17 protein-coding genes and 1 tRNA gene are annotated in these 15,890 nt (G+C 59.9%); 3 read left to right on the forward strand and 15 right to left on the reverse strand.

The window, feature by feature from the left end:
- Positions 1–15: 15 nt before the first annotated feature.
- The 11 genes from AC1DZE_RS09985 to AC1DZE_RS10035 form a co-directional block, all read right to left on the reverse strand.
- Entirely contained in the window at positions 16–270 is a 255-nt protein-coding gene (locus AC1DZE_RS09985; RefSeq protein ID WP_477699996.1) for a hypothetical protein, read from the reverse strand.
- Positions 271–465: 195 nt separating this feature from the next.
- Positions 466–894: a hypothetical protein gene (locus AC1DZE_RS09990; protein ID WP_477699997.1), complete on the reverse strand. Its 429-nt coding sequence runs from the start codon at positions 892–894 to the stop codon at positions 466–468.
- A 101-nt stretch (positions 895–995) separates the two neighbouring features.
- Positions 996–1,463 (reverse strand): hypothetical protein, encoded by a 468-nt coding sequence (locus AC1DZE_RS09995; protein ID WP_477669749.1) that lies wholly within the window; start codon positions 1,461–1,463, stop codon positions 996–998.
- Positions 1,464–1,522: 59 nt separating this feature from the next.
- Positions 1,523–1,807, reverse strand: a complete 285-nt coding sequence (locus AC1DZE_RS10000) for a hypothetical protein (protein WP_477669750.1) — start codon at positions 1,805–1,807, stop codon at positions 1,523–1,525.
- A gap of 398 nt (positions 1,808–2,205) precedes the next feature.
- Entirely contained in the window at positions 2,206–2,478 is a 273-nt protein-coding gene (locus AC1DZE_RS10005) for a YHYH domain-containing protein (protein WP_477669751.1), read from the reverse strand.
- Between the two features lie 31 nt (positions 2,479–2,509).
- Complete coding sequence (locus AC1DZE_RS10010; protein ID WP_477669752.1) at positions 2,510–2,752, reverse strand: hypothetical protein; 243 nt, start codon at positions 2,750–2,752, stop codon at positions 2,510–2,512.
- A gap of 397 nt (positions 2,753–3,149) precedes the next feature.
- Positions 3,150–3,237 (reverse strand) — tRNA-Ser (locus AC1DZE_RS10015).
- A gap of 138 nt (positions 3,238–3,375) precedes the next feature.
- Positions 3,376–4,719 (reverse strand): serine--tRNA ligase, encoded by a 1,344-nt coding sequence (serS, locus tag AC1DZE_RS10020; protein WP_477669753.1) that lies wholly within the window; start codon positions 4,717–4,719, stop codon positions 3,376–3,378.
- Positions 4,720–4,766: 47 nt separating this feature from the next.
- A complete protein-coding gene (locus AC1DZE_RS10025; RefSeq protein ID WP_477669754.1) occupies positions 4,767–5,708 on the reverse strand; it encodes a threonine/serine dehydratase in 942 nt (313 codons plus the stop codon).
- 22 nt (positions 5,709–5,730) lie between these two features.
- Complete coding sequence (gene ispH / locus AC1DZE_RS10030) at positions 5,731–6,729, reverse strand: 4-hydroxy-3-methylbut-2-enyl diphosphate reductase (protein WP_477669755.1); 999 nt, start codon at positions 6,727–6,729, stop codon at positions 5,731–5,733.
- A complete protein-coding gene (locus AC1DZE_RS10035; RefSeq protein ID WP_477673173.1) occupies positions 6,726–7,214 on the reverse strand; it encodes an FKBP-type peptidyl-prolyl cis-trans isomerase in 489 nt (162 codons plus the stop codon). Before AC1DZE_RS10035 ends, ispH begins: the two co-directional genes overlap by 4 nt.
- Before the next feature lie 145 nt (positions 7,215–7,359).
- On the opposite strand from AC1DZE_RS10035, the gene radC reads away from it, so the two are divergent.
- On the forward strand, positions 7,360–8,034 hold the full coding sequence (gene radC, locus AC1DZE_RS10040) for a RadC family protein (protein WP_477673174.1): 675 nt from the start codon (positions 7,360–7,362) through the stop codon (positions 8,032–8,034).
- 15 nt (positions 8,035–8,049) lie between these two features.
- Here the strand turns inward: radC and AC1DZE_RS10045 are convergent, their stop codons facing one another.
- Positions 8,050–11,604 carry a tetratricopeptide repeat protein gene (locus AC1DZE_RS10045; RefSeq protein WP_477699998.1) on the reverse strand — a complete coding sequence of 1,185 codons (3,555 nt, stop codon included), beginning with the start codon at positions 11,602–11,604 and terminating at the stop codon, positions 8,050–8,052.
- 178 nt (positions 11,605–11,782) lie between these two features.
- Between AC1DZE_RS10045 and AC1DZE_RS10050 the strand changes: the two genes are divergently transcribed.
- Together AC1DZE_RS10050 and AC1DZE_RS10055 are read left to right on the forward strand one after the other, a co-directional pair.
- Positions 11,783–12,439, forward strand: a complete 657-nt coding sequence (locus tag AC1DZE_RS10050) for a Smr/MutS family protein (protein WP_477669759.1) — start codon at positions 11,783–11,785, stop codon at positions 12,437–12,439.
- Between the two features lie 59 nt (positions 12,440–12,498).
- Positions 12,499–13,626 (forward strand): hypothetical protein, encoded by a 1,128-nt coding sequence (locus AC1DZE_RS10055; protein ID WP_477673020.1) that lies wholly within the window; start codon positions 12,499–12,501, stop codon positions 13,624–13,626.
- Positions 13,627–13,722: 96 nt separating this feature from the next.
- On the opposite strand, the gene AC1DZE_RS10060 is transcribed toward AC1DZE_RS10055, so the two are convergent.
- From AC1DZE_RS10060 to AC1DZE_RS10070, 3 genes are all read right to left on the reverse strand, one after another.
- Complete coding sequence (locus tag AC1DZE_RS10060; protein ID WP_477673021.1) at positions 13,723–13,896, reverse strand: hypothetical protein; 174 nt, start codon at positions 13,894–13,896, stop codon at positions 13,723–13,725.
- Between the two features lie 36 nt (positions 13,897–13,932).
- Complete coding sequence (locus tag AC1DZE_RS10065; protein WP_477673022.1) at positions 13,933–15,027, reverse strand: patatin-like phospholipase family protein; 1,095 nt, start codon at positions 15,025–15,027, stop codon at positions 13,933–13,935.
- Positions 15,028–15,220: 193 nt separating this feature from the next.
- Complete coding sequence (locus AC1DZE_RS10070; RefSeq protein WP_477669763.1) at positions 15,221–15,889, reverse strand: NAD(P)-dependent oxidoreductase; 669 nt, start codon at positions 15,887–15,889, stop codon at positions 15,221–15,223.
- Between the last annotated feature and the right edge of the window lies 1 nt (position 15,890).

A 15,890-nucleotide genomic window follows, 5' to 3' on the forward strand; every position in this document is an offset into this window, starting at 1 on the left:
GCTGAGGCATAGCCGTCAGTATCGGGAGCCGTCCCAGGCTTCAGCCAGCTGGTCAGGTATCCCGGTCTTCATTCTGCGAAACGCAAGGCGATGCTCAACATCTTCGCACCACCGCTGAAATGCCTCGGGAGTCGGCGCAGGTCCAACTCCCTTTTGAAAGGCCGCCATCTTTTGCATAAACGCCATACAACGCCGCGTGCGCTCGAGCTCTTCATGCTGCTCAACTCTTACAGCGGCGCGTAGCGTTTCCATCATTCTGGAGTTAGCCATACGCCCTCCTGGGCAGTTAAGAAAGCGGATCAATACCTCTCCTGGCTCTCTGAGCCCCGCCGAATACCGAGAGAGTATTGAATTTACGACATAAACCAGTCCAAGTATTTATCCGCACCCCAGTGGGTCAGATCTGGACGGAATTCAACAGCTAGGCGTCAGCCTAAGAGTAAAAGCGTGCCCTACACACCTGGGCTATGGATAGACTTTGACGCTCGGCTTGCGGGCGTGCTTACTGCTGGGATCGTCGTCTTCTCTCCAAAGCTCCATCCGCTCTCCGTAGAACCTCAATCGCCAATTTGCAATCTGGTCACTACTCGAAAGCTTTCCCTTCAGTGGAATGATCACTTCTTGAGGCTTTCCCGTTGCTATCCAGGTCACAACCATCTGCTCTGGAATTGGCATTGGTGCATTCCAAAGACTTCCGCTGCCCGGCACTGAAACTCCCGAGAACGGCACCACCACTTTTCCATAAGTAATTTTGAGATCGTCAATCGGAGTTTCATATACCCGAAACGATAGGCCGTGCTCGACAAAGCCGCGGTGTGCACAGGCGGCAACAAGCAGTACCGCCAGGAGAGCAGTGAACAAGATGACGATGCGTTTGACGATGAATTTCATCATTGGAGTTTAGCCATGGGGTCTTCATGATGATTGACGTGCTCAGCCCAACAGAGGCGGATTTCTTTCGCGGCTTATTCCTCAGAGACCACAGAAATGAGGGGTTAGCCACCGACACTTGCCGGCTGCGCCGGTACGCAACAGAGCGGCGGTTTCGCGGGGCTGGGACTAGGTTGATTTTCCCATGTCAAATATATTGCGACGAAAACCGCGGCTTGCGCAAAGAGATGAAACGCTATTACCCCGCAGACAGGCGCTGATTTAACTGTGATGCCCTGCTTTGGTTCGTCCTGCTCGCCAGCCACAGAATTCAAGAGCTTTGCGAATTGCTCACACTCCCGCTGAGTGAGTTGGAGTACCCAAAGATTGGATAAGGAGAACACAAGATAGCTCCCTCCAATAACGAGAAACATTTCTGGTGCCCACGACACCTTATCTTTTCCAATCGTGTACCCAAGCACTGCGAGGCTCACTGCGGAAAAGTACGTCCATAACTTGTGGGCTGAGTCGGTGTGCTTGCTATACAAATCGTAGGCTTCTTTAAGGCCGAGTTTTGTAGGAACTGTGGTCATATGCATGCTCCACGCAGATAGACTGAGGCGAAGCTCCGCGGTCGTTCGTACTTAAGGGTTCACCGGCAGACGTATTGGCCAGAGCTCGTGTAGCCACAGTGTTGCTGCGGGCGGATGGGCGCTGGTGCCGGCGCATAGTTGGGCTGCACTGTGCCGGCCTGGCCAGTGTAGGGATTCGTGTTGCCCTTAGTGCTGTAATTGTCAAGGTTCGTGCTATTCGGCGCGGTGCGAACGTGCCCCTCAACATAGGTGCCGTTCTTAGTGACGTGCGGTTGAACGTAGGTTTGAGCAAAGGCAGTGCCCACTGCAATGGTGGCCACGATAAAAACAATAGCTGATTTCATGTTGTCCCCTTAGAAGTCCCACGGGCCGCGTGGGCGCGGTATCCAACACCAAGCTATTCAGTCGGGGCCCTTTGAGGCGCCGGCGATCCCGAACCAATGCCAACAGGAGCGACCCAGGGTGTTCCCACGGGCGCAGCGTCATTCTTGAGCGAACGTATGGCATCTAGTAATGCTGCTGCATCTTTGATACTCCTAGCTCGGTCGGCGCTGATCTGCAAGCATCGCGAAAACACGTACGGAATGACCGCCAGAGCAATTGCCAGCGCCGTGGCAGCAGCCTCTTGTGGAGCGCTCTGCGCACCACTAAAGCCAAAGATCAAGACAAGAAGCCCGAAGCAGGCACTGATTAAAGTAATGATGTAGCTAATCTGAACCATGGATTCCTCGCTTCGTTGACTTCAACAGCCGGTGTAGTTCTTCCGGCCGCTCTTGGTAATCGTGTACGTCCCACCGCGCGGGCCGACATAGCAGGTAGGTCCACCGCCCTTCGCTGAGGCTACTGGAGCTGCGGCCGGAGCCGTCGGAGCCGCCGCAGCCGTTTTCTTGCCACCGTGACAGTGATGGCCACCGGTCTTGCGGTTCGTGTGGCAGCCCTGCGCATCCGTACCACCCGGGTGAGCGATAGCCAACTCGCATGCCAGTAGCAGCGCGGGGACACAGAACGATTTCATGATGTTCCTTCAGCCCCGTGGCCTAGCCGACCTACTTGCTTATGTTGGGATATCCCTTGCCACCTTTTCCGTCATAAATATGTATCTCCGTCTTTGAGGGTGGAGGTACTTTCTTTGCCGCTTCCGCTGCCCTTTGAGCTGCGACCGCCTGGTCGTTGGCCGCTTTGGCTTTTGCCGCCTTTGCCCAGGCGTCCTCCTGGGCCTCTTTGGTCGTCATTTGGGCATGCGCCAAGGAGACGGTCAAAACCAGAATCATGGTCAGCGCGGTTTTCATGTGGCCTCTTTGGTGTAGTAGAACTTGTAAGAAGCACGTTACATGAGGGAATCAGACTTCACCTCCTCTAAGTGGGGGAGGCAATGCCGCGAAACCGTGGCCCGTCATACAGCCCATGTAGCCCATCCGGTACAAAGCGCCCAGAATGGCGTTGTTACTCACCGGCTTCTCTGGGTCCTGCTCACCGGGCCAGGCCGCGTAACGCCTATATGTCGCCAATACCACTTGAGCCGGCTTGGAAAGCTGCAGGATATGCGGCGTTCGTACCTTCATGCACGCAGCCAGAATGCACCACTCTGTCAAAGACCAATCTGGACGACCAGAAACAAAAAAGCCCCGATTTACGGGGCTTTCAGGGCATTTCTCAGATCAATCTGGATTTCTCTGGATGCAATTTTGGCGGAGAGGGTGGGATTCGAACCCACGGTACCTTGCGGTACGCCTGATTTCGAGTCAGGTACATTCGGCCACTCTGCCACCTCTCCAGTGTGGACTGGCGATTCTAGCAGGCTTGAAAAGGGCCCCCACGGTCGCTCACTTCGTGTAGCTTCCTGCCCCCCCGAGGGGGCCGCCCGCCTGCGGCCTGGCAAAGCCAGTTCCGCGGCTCGGACTGTGCTGAAGATTTATTTCCCCGCCGCCGGGGCCAGCACCTTGATGCCGCCCATGTACGGTTGCAGCACTTCCGGCACGGTGACGCTGCCGTCGGCGAGCTGGTAATTTTCCAACACGGCGACCAGGGTGCGGCCTACGGCCAGGCCGGAGCCATTGAGGGTGTGCACAAACTCGTTCTTGCCTTGCGCGTTCTTGAAGCGGGCCTGCAGGCGGCGGGCCTGGAAGGCTTCGCAGTTGGAGACCGAGCTGATTTCGCGGTAGGTGTTTTGCGCGGGCAGCCACACTTCCAGGTCGTAGGTCTTGGCGGCGCCGAAGCCCATGTCGCCGGTGCACAGCAGCATGACGCGGTACGGCAGGCCGAGCTTTTGCAAAATGGCTTCGGCGTGGCCCGTCATGGCTTCCAGCGCTTCGTAGCTTTTGTCGGGGTGCGTGATCTGCACCATCTCGACCTTGTCGAACTGGTGCTGGCGGATCATGCCTCGGGTGTCGCGGCCGTAGCTGCCGGCTTCTGAGCGAAAGCACGGCGTATGGGCGGTGTACTGAAGCGGCAAGTCAGCCTCGGCGACGATTTCATCGCGCACGAAGTTGGTCAGCGGCACCTCCGACGTGGGGATCAGGTACAGCGCAGTGCTTTCGGCTTCGGCTGCACCCTCTTGCCCGCCCTTTTTGGCGGCAAACAAATCTTCTTCAAACTTGGGCAACTGGCCGGTGCCGCGCAGTGAATCGCCATTGACGATGTAGGGCGTGTAGCACTCGGTGTAACCGTGCTCGGCGGTTTGCACATCAAGCATGAACTGCGCAAGCGCGCGATGCAGGCGCGCCAGCGGGCCTTTCATCACGGTAAAACGCGAACCGGTCAGCTTGGTGCCGAGTTCAAAGTCCAGCCCCAAAGGCTGGCCCACGTCGACGTGGTCTTTCACTTCGAAGGAGAACGCGGCCGGCTCGCCGCCCAGGCCTTCGATCGGGCTCCATTTGCGTACTTCGACATTGCCGGCTTCGCCCGCGCCTTGAGGCACGCTTTCATGCGGCAGGTTGGGCACAGCCAGCAGCAGGGTTTGCATGTCGGTCTGGATCTGATCCAGCCGCGCAGCGGAAGATTCGAGTTCGGCCTTGGAAGCGCTCACCTGCGCCATGATGGCGCTGGCGTCTTCGCCCTTGGACTTGAGCTGACCGATCTGCTTGGACAGCGTGTTGCGCTGGTTCTGCAGCTCTTCGGTGCGGATCTGCAGGGCCTTGCGTTCGGCCTCCAGCGCCTGGAAGGCTTCCACATTGAGGAAGGCTTGCGGGGTTTTACGGGTTTCCAGCCGGGCAATAGCCGAAGGCAGGTCTTTGCGAAGCAGGTTGATATCTAGCATGGGGCCATTGTATTTTGTAGGGCTGCGGTGGACAGGGCCCGTTCAGCTCAGTTCAGGCTGGCCGGGTCCAGGTTGGCACCGCAGATGATGAGGCAGACTTTTTCGTCGGCGCGCGGACGGTAGCGGCCGCTTTGCAGCGCGGCCAGCGGCAGGGCCGCCGCGGGCTCCACCGCCAGTTTCAATTCTTTCCAGAGCCATAGCTGCGCGGCGCGTATCGATTCGTCAGTCAACAGCAATGCATCGCGCACATGTGCCTGGGTGGCGTCCCAGGCCAGGCTGCCGATGCGTTTGGCACCCAGTGAGTCGGCGGCTATACCGCTGACGGCCACGTCCACCGGCTCACCAGCCTCGCGGGCTTTGTACAAGGTGGGCGCCAGCTCAGGCTCCAGCGCCACCACACGGCTGCGCTGCTCAAACCAGCTGGCCACGCCGCCAATCAGGCCGCCGCCGCCCACGCTGACGAGCACGGAATCAGGCACGCCACCCTGCTGCTCAATCTCTGCCGCCATGGTGCCGGCGCCGGCCAGCACTTCTGGCTGGTCATAAGCGTGTGTCAGCAGCGCGCCGGTTTCCTGCTGGCGCGCCAGGCAGGCTTTCAGCGCGTCGGAGTACGCCGCTCCCGTCACCACCACATCGGCACCCAGCGCGGCCAGCTTGGCGCGTTTGGCGGGCGTCGACACTTCAGGCACAAAGACTTCGCAGCGCACACCCAGCTCGCGGGCCGCGGCGGCTGTGGCAATGCCCGCGTTGCCGCCGGAAGCCACGATCACTCCGCTGGCCGGGATGGGATTGGACAGCAGGCGGTTGAGCATGCCGCGCGCCTTGAAGCTGCCGCCGGTTTGCAGGTGTTCGAGCTTGAGCCAGACCTCAGCGCATTCCACGCCCAGCGCCTTGCCAGGCAGCTTCCACAGCGGTGTTTTATGAATAAAGTGGCTGTAGCCCGCTTCGAACGTGCGCAAGCAGCTCTCAATTTGATAGCGATTAGTCATATTGGAAAAAAGAAAAATCAGGTCAGAGTTGATGCAGCTGGCTGTCATTGACTTCCAGCATCTGGCCCTGCGCATCGAGCTTCAGGCCCTTGGGCAGCGGGAACTTGATGGTTTCCTCAATGCCTTCCATCTTGCGCACCGACACGGCGCCCAGCGCCTTGATGCGGTCGATCACCTGCTTGACGAGGATTTCCGGCGCCGAAGCACCGGCCGTCAGGCCGACCCGGCCCTTGCCCTCAAACCAAGACTCCTTTAACTCGCTGGCGTCGTCCACCATGTAGGCCTCGGTGCCCAGCTTGGCGGCCAGCTCGCGCAGGCGGTTGCTGTTGGAGCTGGTCGGGCTGCCGACCACGATGAGGATGTCAACCTGTGGGCTCAACACCTTGACAGCGTCCTGCCGGTTCTGCGTGGCGTAGCAAATATCCTGGTGTTTGGGTTCGCGCACCTGCGGAAAGCGCGCCTTCACGGCTGCGCTGATCTCGGCCGCGTCGTCCACGCTCAGCGTGGTCTGCGTGACGACTGCCAGGCGTTCGGTCTGGGCCGGGCTGATGCGCCAGACGTCGGCCACGTCTTCCACCAGGTGGATGCCGCTGTCGAGTTGGCCCATGGTGCCTTCGACCTCGGGGTGGCCCTTGTGGCCGATCATGATGAACTCGTAGCCTTCTTTGTGCAGCTTGGCCACTTCCACATGCACCTTGGTCACCAGTGGGCAGGTCGCGTCGAAAATCTGGAAGCCGCGGCGCTCGGCCTCTTTCTGGATGGCCTGGCTCACGCCGTGCGCGCTGAACACCAGCGTAGCGCCCGGGGGCACGTCATCGAGCTCTTCAATAAAGATCGCGCCTTTTTGCTTGAGGTCGTTGACGACATAGGTGTTGTGCACGATCTCGTGGCGCACGTAAATCGGCCTGCCGAATTTGGTCAGGGCACGCTCGACGATTTCGATGGCGCGGTCCACACCTGCGCAAAAACCGCGCGGCTCAGCGAGCAGGATTTCCTGAGGAAGCACTTTGGATTCAGTCATAGAACGCCTATTACTTGCACTTCAAACACCACTGGCTGGCCTGCCAGCGGGTGGTTGAAATCAAACTGCACCGCGTCGCCGCCCTCTTTGACCTGCTGAACCGCGCCCGCGTATTGCCCCGCGCCATCCGGCGTGGGGAACTGCACCACATCGCCCACCTTGTACTGTTCATCCGGGTCGCCCAGCTCGTTGAGCAGCTTGCGCGCCACCCACTGCACCAGCTCCGGATTGCGGTCGCCAAAGGCAACGCCTGCGGGCAACTCAAACGTTGTGCGCGTGCCTTCGGGCAGGCCGATCAGCCGCTGCTCAATGGCCGGCGAGAGCTCGCCCGCGCCCAGACTCAGGGTGGCGGGCTTGCCGTCAAAGGTGTTGATGATGTCCGCGCCCGGTTTGCCGTCCACGGAGGGCCCGGCCATGCGGTAATGCAAGGTCAGGAACGAGCCTTGCTGGACGAGGGTAGTGTCGGGGGATTCCACGGTGGACATAAGACTTTCTGCGGCCGGGCTGGCGCCGGGCAAGTGTTTGTAAACTGCCTCTATTGTAGAAAGTACGGCTTGACCGGGCCAAATCAGGCTTAATCCGGTTTTTTAGCCTCACCGGCACCGGCTTTCCTCCCAACACAGACTATCCATGCTCCTGAAAGACCTCCCAGAAGACGCCCGCCCCCGCGAAAAACTGCTGGCCCGCGGCCCCGGCGCGCTCAGCGATGCCGAGCTGCTGGCCCTGCTGCTGCGCACCGGCCTGCCCGGCAAGAATGCGCTGCAGATGGGGCAGGAGCTGGTCGACACCTTTGGCGGCGTGGCCGGGCTGCTGCACACCGGCCCCGAGGCGCTTAAAAGCATCAAGGGCCTGGGCCCGGCCAAACGCGCCGAACTGGTCGCGGTGCTGGAACTTTCCCGGCGGGCGCTTGCCGAAAAGCTCCGTGAAAAAACGCTCTTTGACACGCCGCAGGCCGTGCGCGACTATTTGCAGCTGCAGCTGGGCAGCCGGCCGCACGAGATTTTTGCGGTGCTGTTCCTCGACAGCCAGCACCGGCTGATCGTTCTCGAAGAGCTGTTTCGCGGAACGCTGACACAAACGTCCGTCTACCCGCGCGAGGTGGTGGTGCGCGCCCTTGCGCTCAATGCCGCCAGTGTGGTGCTGGCCCACAACCACCCCAGCGGCACCGCCAAACCCTCACGCGCCGACGAGGCGCTGACGCAAACGCTGAAGTCCGCGCTCGCGCTGGTCGACGTGCGCGTGCTGGACCATTTTGTGGTGACGAGCTCCCAGGCGGTGTCGATGGCCGAGCTGGGCTTGCTGTAGAAGTCGAAACTCTTTCTAGATTGCCTCTTTTTTTACAATTTCCGGATTGATGGAGAGAAAGGGGTTGGACTTCCCGAATGCCTTCACAGCGGCATCGATTTCGGGTTGCCCGAACGCGGACAGGCCCTCCGATTTGGGGTCGAGATAAAACAGCATCGCCAAGGCCCGCCTGCGCTCGGCAGGGTTCCTCGTCAACCTGGCTTCCAGTGCATAAGCCCAGGATTGCCAGGGTTCGAACTTCTGACTCTTCTGGGCCCACTCCAGCGCCAAGGCCCTGATCTTGCTGCTGCCGGTCATTTCCGCCACCAGTTCGGAGATCTCTCCAAAGGTGTACTGCGTCAGCAAGGCCCTTTTCTCAGTGTGCGGACGCAGGTGCCGCGCGCGTTGAAGAAATTGCAACGCTTCCTCGTTWTTGCCGGATGCTGCGGCAAGAATCGCCATGGTCAGCTGATAGTCAAAGTCCTGTCTGGAGACCTCGGTGCCGCTTACCATCTTCTCAATCATTGAGGTGTCTCCCGCCTTGACAGCCGCATAAGCGTAGTAAGGCAAATAGCAGGTCAACGTTGAATTGACCTGGTAATCGGTCAGGTCGTAAAACTTTGCAGACTCGGAGAAAATTGCCTTCGCACCGGCAAAGTCCTTGAGTTTGATGGCCCGGTAAGCCTCCACAAAATACGCGTGCATGGATTTCACGCGCTCTTTCACTGGCGCTTTCAGCAGGATCGAATGCCCTTCATAAACCGGCTTGGGGTATTCGGGTAATTTCCATCGCGGCAAATCCAGTGCGTCTACTGCCTGAGACAAGCCGCTGGAAGGCGTGCGGTCCGTGGTTGCAAAGCGCACAAGGTGAATGGCTGCGGCGATCTTGTCCTCTGTTGTGCCCCCGAATTTCCCCTGTTGCGCCCAACTCACGACCTCCGCTTCAGGCTGTCCGGAAATGTGATGCCCGACCAGCGCGGACTCCCAAATGTGAGGAGCGCGGCTTTGTTTCGCCAGCATTTCAAAGCCGGCCCAGGCCTCTTTGGAATGGCCGCTTGCATGAAGAAGCCCCAGATAGTCCCGGTAAGCATACGACTCCTGGTAACGTTGCGCACGCCGCAAGGTGCCGGCCATCGCGCCCTGAATATCGCCGGCAAGAAGCTTCAGACGCGCATCGCTCGTGATTTCACCGGACGACCCCGACCTCTGAGACGCGGCGATTTGATAAAACGGCCTGGCAAGGTCGAAATAACCCGCCCAGTAAAAATACGACCCGGCCTCATAAGCAAGGTTTGCAGTGGCAACCCGGCCGTCTTCGGACCCCTTCCTGAAGCCCTCGTAAGAATGGAACATCTTGGCGGCGGCCTTGACGTCACCCGCCGCGAACAGCATCCATGCCACATCGCTATAGGAAGTCCACCGCGTGGGTGCCAGCTTGAGGTTGTCCCGATAGTAAGCCTGCGCTTTCCCGGTGTCTCCCTGCCTCGTAGCCTCGGCGCCGAGGATGCTATTGAGTTCCGGGGAGCCCACGAAACGCCCGGCGATTGACGCCAAAAGATCGGTGTCCCGCCCCTGGTCGGGGAAAAACTGACGGTATAGCCCGTGCAGCTGCGAGAAGGTTCCGATTTCCGAAGTGGCATTCTTCAAAGCGGCAATTTCGTTTTCAACATGCGTCTGCAAGTTGCCGCCGTCTGCCCAGGTCCAGTAATAAGGACGGAACGGAACATCGGCATAGTAAAGATTGTCGTAGTGTCCATAGTACTGACCGCCGTCAGCATTGAAATGATTCAGGGCCCTTACTGCGACGAGCGACTGGCCTTGCTCCCAGTAGGCTGCGTCGAACGCGTTTTGGTGCGCGGCCTTGAGCAATTGCTCTTTTTCGGCTCCGGCGGACTTTGCAGCGAGCCTTGCCTCCACTCTTGAGCGCTCATACGCGTAGTACGGGTAACCCTTGTAGGTTGCGTCAATAGTGTTCGCAAAAACCAAGGCCTGATTCGGAATGCCCTGGACGTCGGACAGGAAATTGATGCGGCTCATCAGGTTGTCATGGCCAATAGCCTGGAGCAAGTCCAGATAGTCAAACGGGCCCGGCTTGCCAGGTGTGAGCCCACAGCACAAAATGGCCGTGTTGGCCTCGATGAACATGCGGCCGTGATGAAACACCGACAGATTCACCATGGCCTGAACCTTGTCGGGGTCGGCAAGGGGCAATGCCGCGCGTGCCATGTCCGCCATCGCGTAACCTTTGACCGGCAGTTCATAGTCAAGAAGCATTTTCAGGGAAGCATTATCGTTCTGAACCCACGGGTCTGTTTCTACAAAAACCCGCGTCACGATGAACGGCCATATGGTTCCGGGCAGCTTCAACGCCGCCACTTCGGCGACTGCCTTTTTGGTTGTCATCGTGCCGTAGGCTGTAGCAATCCTGTTCTCATCGATCTTTTGCAACAAGCGTTTTAAGGGATTCTTTTCAAGCGCCGCCATTGCACGCACTTCCAGGATATTTCCGTTCAGCGCGCCAAGCAGTTCTTTTTCCTCGACAGTTTGCGCGTCGCCCAGTGCCTTGATGGCAGCCATACGCAAACCCAATGCCATGTAGGTCCGCGCCCGAAGCGCCCGGTAGTCTGGGGACTGCGGTGACAAGTCCAAAAGCGCCAGATACGCCTTTTCGGCAAATATCTCTTTCGTTCTTTCGACGGTTGTGGGCGCCAGTGCGCTGTACAGCAGAAAAGCATATGCATCCTGCGCCGGGTTGCCGGCCGGTGCCACCAAGCCGAGCGGAGATGACGGCAGCGCTTCCAGCTCCAGCCGGCTGGCTGTCTTTTCGTCAAGCGGCGACGGGGGATAGGCGCCTACGGACTTGAGGATTTCCGGCAACACGGACTCATAGGCCTCGATGGCCGGGACTTCATCGCCAAATGGAATATTCTCAAATTTCTTCGTCTGAACAGGGCCGGTCCAGGCAGCGCCATTGCGCGTGGCGCCTGCGTGGTCCTGGGTCAGGATGGCGATCGCCATTTTTCCTTTCCGGTCATGCCCCGCGTAGCCCCGGACAATGCGTTTTGCACCAATGGCGTCGGCAAGTTTGTAGATTTCTTCCTGCTTGAGCTGGCGCTGTCCCTCACCAAGCGCTTTTGCCACCAGGTAAGGGTCAGGAATTTTCACTTTCTGTGATTTGGCGACGCCTGCGGCGAGCTCCGCTGTCATGATGGACCGGCTTGCCCTGTCGACAGCCCAGCCCCCAACCTGGAACGGCACAACGAGCACATCAAACTTTCCGCCCGACAGCAGCTGGCTGTAGAAGAGCTTTTCCTTGCCCTGCCAATCGGAAGCCTGCGGTGAATAGCGCTGCGGCAGGAACCGGGCCATTGCAATATCCGCAGACCACGGATTCATCTCGATCCTGTTGAACATGTCCACTCGAGCCTTTTCCGGAGAGGCTTCCCATCGAGCCTTTTCCGGAGAGGCTTCCCATTTCGCCCTCGCCTCTTTCTCGGCGACCGCGATGCGAAATTCCTGGATCTTGTTGACAGCCAATACACCCATGCAGAGCAACAGGACTCCGCAAAGCACGGCGGTGGACCGTTTCATTTTTTCTCTCCCTCAATTCAAAATCCGGATCTGGCAGAACGCGCGTCGATGACCTGATACCGCCCAGCAAGTTAGCGGAACATCGTAACGTAGCCATCGCCAGATCCGCCGCTGAATGACCCGACGCGTGGTTTATCTACATCGGTGAGTACTGAAGCACTACGATAAAGTAAGCATCATGAAAGCGCCCGCACTCAAAAGCCTGCAGGACCTCAAGGCCGTCAAGCGGGACATTGAAGCCCGCGCGAAGCTTGAAAAAGAACAGGAAGCCGCGCGCGTGGCAGCAGCCGCCAGGGCCAAGGCCGAGAAAGAACTCTTCTCGCGCGCGGTCGGCCCCGTCAAGGCCCTGCCGGCCAAACACCTGCCGGGCCACAAGGCGGCGTTGCCGGCGACGCAAGCAGCACCCATCCCCGTACAGCAGCAGCGCGATGAACTCGCGGTGATGCGTGAAGCCATCTCGGACGAGTTCGACGTGGAAACGCTGCTGGACACCGATGAAGCACTGAGCTTCAGGCGGCCCGGCATGGGGCCTGACGTGGTGCGCAAGCTGCGCCGCGGCGGCTGGAGCATCCAGGGCCAGCTGGACCTGCATGGCTTGCGCCGCGAGGATGCGCGTGAAGCGCTGGCTCACTTCATCAAGGATGCGCACAAGGTGGGCTGGCGCTGCGTGCGCGTGGTGCATGGCAAAGGCCTGGGATCGCCGGGCAAGACACCGGTGCTCAAGGGCAAGGTGCAGAGCTGGCTGATCCAGAAGCAGGAGGTGCTGGCCTTTGTGCAAGCGCGGCCCGCCGAAGGCGGCGCCGGGGCGCTGGTGGTGTTGTTGGCACAGGGCTAAGGCATGGCGTCGAACACATGGAAAGACTAAAAATGCTTCGGTTAAGAATTTGCATCACCTTGAGCTTGCTTGTGTCCTTTCACATGGGGGCGTTGGCAGCTCCCGCTGACGAGGTATGCGCCGGGCTTTCCGGCTTGCTTAACGCCAAGGCTGCGGGCCGCTTCGTCGACCCTGCCCGGCCGCTGACGAAGGCTGAGACCGCCGCCCTTGACGAGGCAAAACTGGAAATTCTTGGCTTTAATGACTATTCGCAGGGAAGCCAAATTGTTGATGCTGATAACGACGGCGTTGATGATCTCCTTGTCTGGAATATTCAAGGCTCGGGGCGGTTTACCTATGCCGAGGTCTACGACATCAACATGGCGGCCAGTCGACCGTCAGACAAGCTGCGGCTGAAAGCGAACCTGGGCAATATTGGCACCTTGAGCGACCCGCGTTTTGTCAAATACGCAGGCGTGAATTACCTGATCACTGACGATGGTGACCTGGAAAGCCTTGCGGTCCATCGCCTGGAGAAATCCACTTCAGACGGCCATAACTTGCGGACGGCCTGCCGCGCAACGGTTCGTCTGGACCCGATCACCAAATGCCGCCACCCTGCCTGCAAGGCCTTGGCGGGCGACATCGCCAACCCCAGCACGAACGCCCCGTTTGTTCAGGTTGAATGGCCGCACAAATACTTCTTCCCGGCAGGCCTTTCCGTTTTCTTTGGACCCAACGGCGAAGCGAGCGATTTTGACAACACCGGGCTGCCGGCGCGTATCTGGAAATTCGGCCGGGAAGGCTACGCGAACCAGCACATCTACTGGAGCCTGCTGGGGCTGGGAGAAGAAGCGCCTGTTGTCCCGGCCGCGCAAAGAGCCGCGTTTGACGACAGGAAAAACCCCCAAGTGCTTCAAGGGCAGCAGCACGACCGCTTAAGGCGCGCGCTGGGGCAGCAAAGCCAGATGCTGGGCAAGCAACTCAATAAAAACTTATCGCTGCCAGGCGCGGGCCAGTTCTTTTTGCTCCATGCCAACGACAGGACCTACTGGGTCTGGGATTTCGGCGGACCGCCCTACGGTGAAGAAATGCATATCACCTACACAAGAGGACTCAAGTCGGACTACATCGGCGCGGTGGGAATCAGGCGAACCTTGGGTTTGGCCCCCTGCGCATCCCAATGCTCCAGGATCGCCGAGAAATAGTGCTGACGCTGCTCGCACAGGACGGAGGCGCGGGAATTCACATCAGTTGCTATTAATTTAGTAGCTGCTTGCGCTCATCCTGATTGGGCTACAGGCCTATTTAATGCCTGAAATTGGCCCAAAATACCCCCAGCGTGAGCCGTTTTTTTTTCCTGGGACGCGCAAAAAAACCAATTTGATGCTGCAAAGATCCATTTTTTTACGCAAAAAAATGCCTGTAGCCCAATCAGGGATGGCGCCAGCAGCTATATTTTTAATAGCAAGTTGCACATCGAAATTCGCCCCGAAAGCAGCCGCCAAATCGATTTAAAGCCCGAACCCCGCTCGCCCGGCAGCGGCGCATTCATAACCGTGCCTGAACACAAGCTCGTACATCGGCAGCGGCACTTTCTTCAGTGAGGTCGGGTAGGCAGCGGCCGCCCTGACGCTGTTTGCGTCCAGCCATTCGCCGGCCGGGCAGTCGGCGCCGGCGCGTTGGGCGACCTCTTGGGCGGTGGCGCCTATGCGCAGGTAAGCTGCGCGGCCGGGCTGGCGCGCAGCGTAGGCCATGAGCCCCCTGGCGCGCAGCGCGCGGACCTGGTCGGACATGATGTCGGCCACGTGCTTGAGACGAAAGATGCTGAGGGGGCCCATCGCAAAACCCACCGGCAAGGGCGCGCCGGCATCCGACGCGATGATCACGCCGTCGATTTTCGGCTTGGGACCAAAGCCGGCGTCAAAGAACGGCTCCAGCCCGAGGTTGTCGTACACACCGCCATCGTAGAGGTGGATGCGGGCAAAGCGGTCTTCGGCCGGCCGGGCGTCTTCACCGGAGGCAAACATCGGCAGGTTCCAGTCAAAGCTGTCGGTCGGCAGGACATAAGGGCCGATCAGGCCCGGAAACGCCGCCGACACGGCCATTGCGTCACGCAGCGGCAGTTGCTTCAGGCGTGTGGAGCCCAGCATCCAGTCCCGCAGCGCGTCGCCTTCGAGGCTGGCGCGCTTGCCGGTTTCGGCCGTAGTGGCGTTGACCAGCCAGACGGGTGTCGCCGGAACATCCTCCATCAGCGCATCGACACCCCAGGCGCTGCCGATGGCCGATGCCAGCACGTTGGCACGCGACAGCGCAAAGCGCCAGTTGCGCGGGTGCAGCATGGCGCGCATGGCGGCGTTCTGCAGGTCTGTGGTGGTCAGCAGTGTTTTCACGCGCGGCAGCAGCACCTCCAGGCATTCGTTGCTGCCGGGCCAGCGCATCCCATTGAGCTGCAGCAAGAGGCCCACCAGCAGGCTGCCGCCCGAAACAGTAGACACCTTGCTGACCCGCTCCAGCGCCTGGTGTTCCGCCAGGAAGCTCAGCACGCCGCAGTGAAACACCATGGCGCGCGTGCCGCCGCCCGAAAGGGCCAGGTACACCGGCTTCATGCCGCAGCCTTGCAGCGCACATATAGAGGAAGCAGGCGATGCGCAGTGATCGCTGTGGAGAAGCCGTGTTGCATGTTATTTGCCGTGGATGGGTAGCAGGCCCGATTCTCCTATGCTTGCCGACTCGAGTCCTGCGGCGAGTCCGGGCCGGCCGCTGGTGCCAGCGTTTGCAGTCGTTACCCCAGAGCCGAAGTCACCAAGATATCAGAGGGGACCGGTGCAGCCAGGCATCCGCCTGCACCTGATCCAGGACGAAGTCCGCGACGTCCTGTCTCGCAATGGTTCCTCCGTGAAAACCGGACAAGTCCGTCAAGGCGCGGATCTTGCGCCGCGCTGGCTTGTCGTTCAGCACGGAAGGGCGCACCAGAACCCAGTCCAGCCCGCTGGCGCGGACGGCAGCCTCCTGCCGGTTCTTGTCGGCGTAGACCTTGCGCAACAGCACGGGATGGATCAGCCGGTCGAACAGGAACCCGCCATGGCCGGCGCTGTCGCCTGCGCCCATGCCCGTGATGCACACAAGGCGCGAGACCTTCTCCGCTTTCATGGCGCTCACGAGTGCCCGTGTGGCCGAGGAGAGCACAGTCACCTCGCGCAGCGGGCTGACCGGTGTGCCCAGGGCGCTCACGACGGCATCCCGGCCTCGCAGGGCCTCACGCAGCGCACTTTCGTCGAGGGCATCTCCGATGATGATCTCGGCGCCCTCCAGGCCGCTTGCCTTCCCCGGGGAGCGCACGAGCGCGCGAACGTCGAACCCCCGTGCAAGCGCTTGCCTGACGATCAGCCGGCCCGTGCCGCCGGTGGCGCCAAGAACCAGAATCTTCGGGCGAGCCGGCGAGATGCCGTCAGTGTTCAATGTGTTCATG

Source organism: Polaromonas sp. P1_F1 (assembly GCF_056405795.1).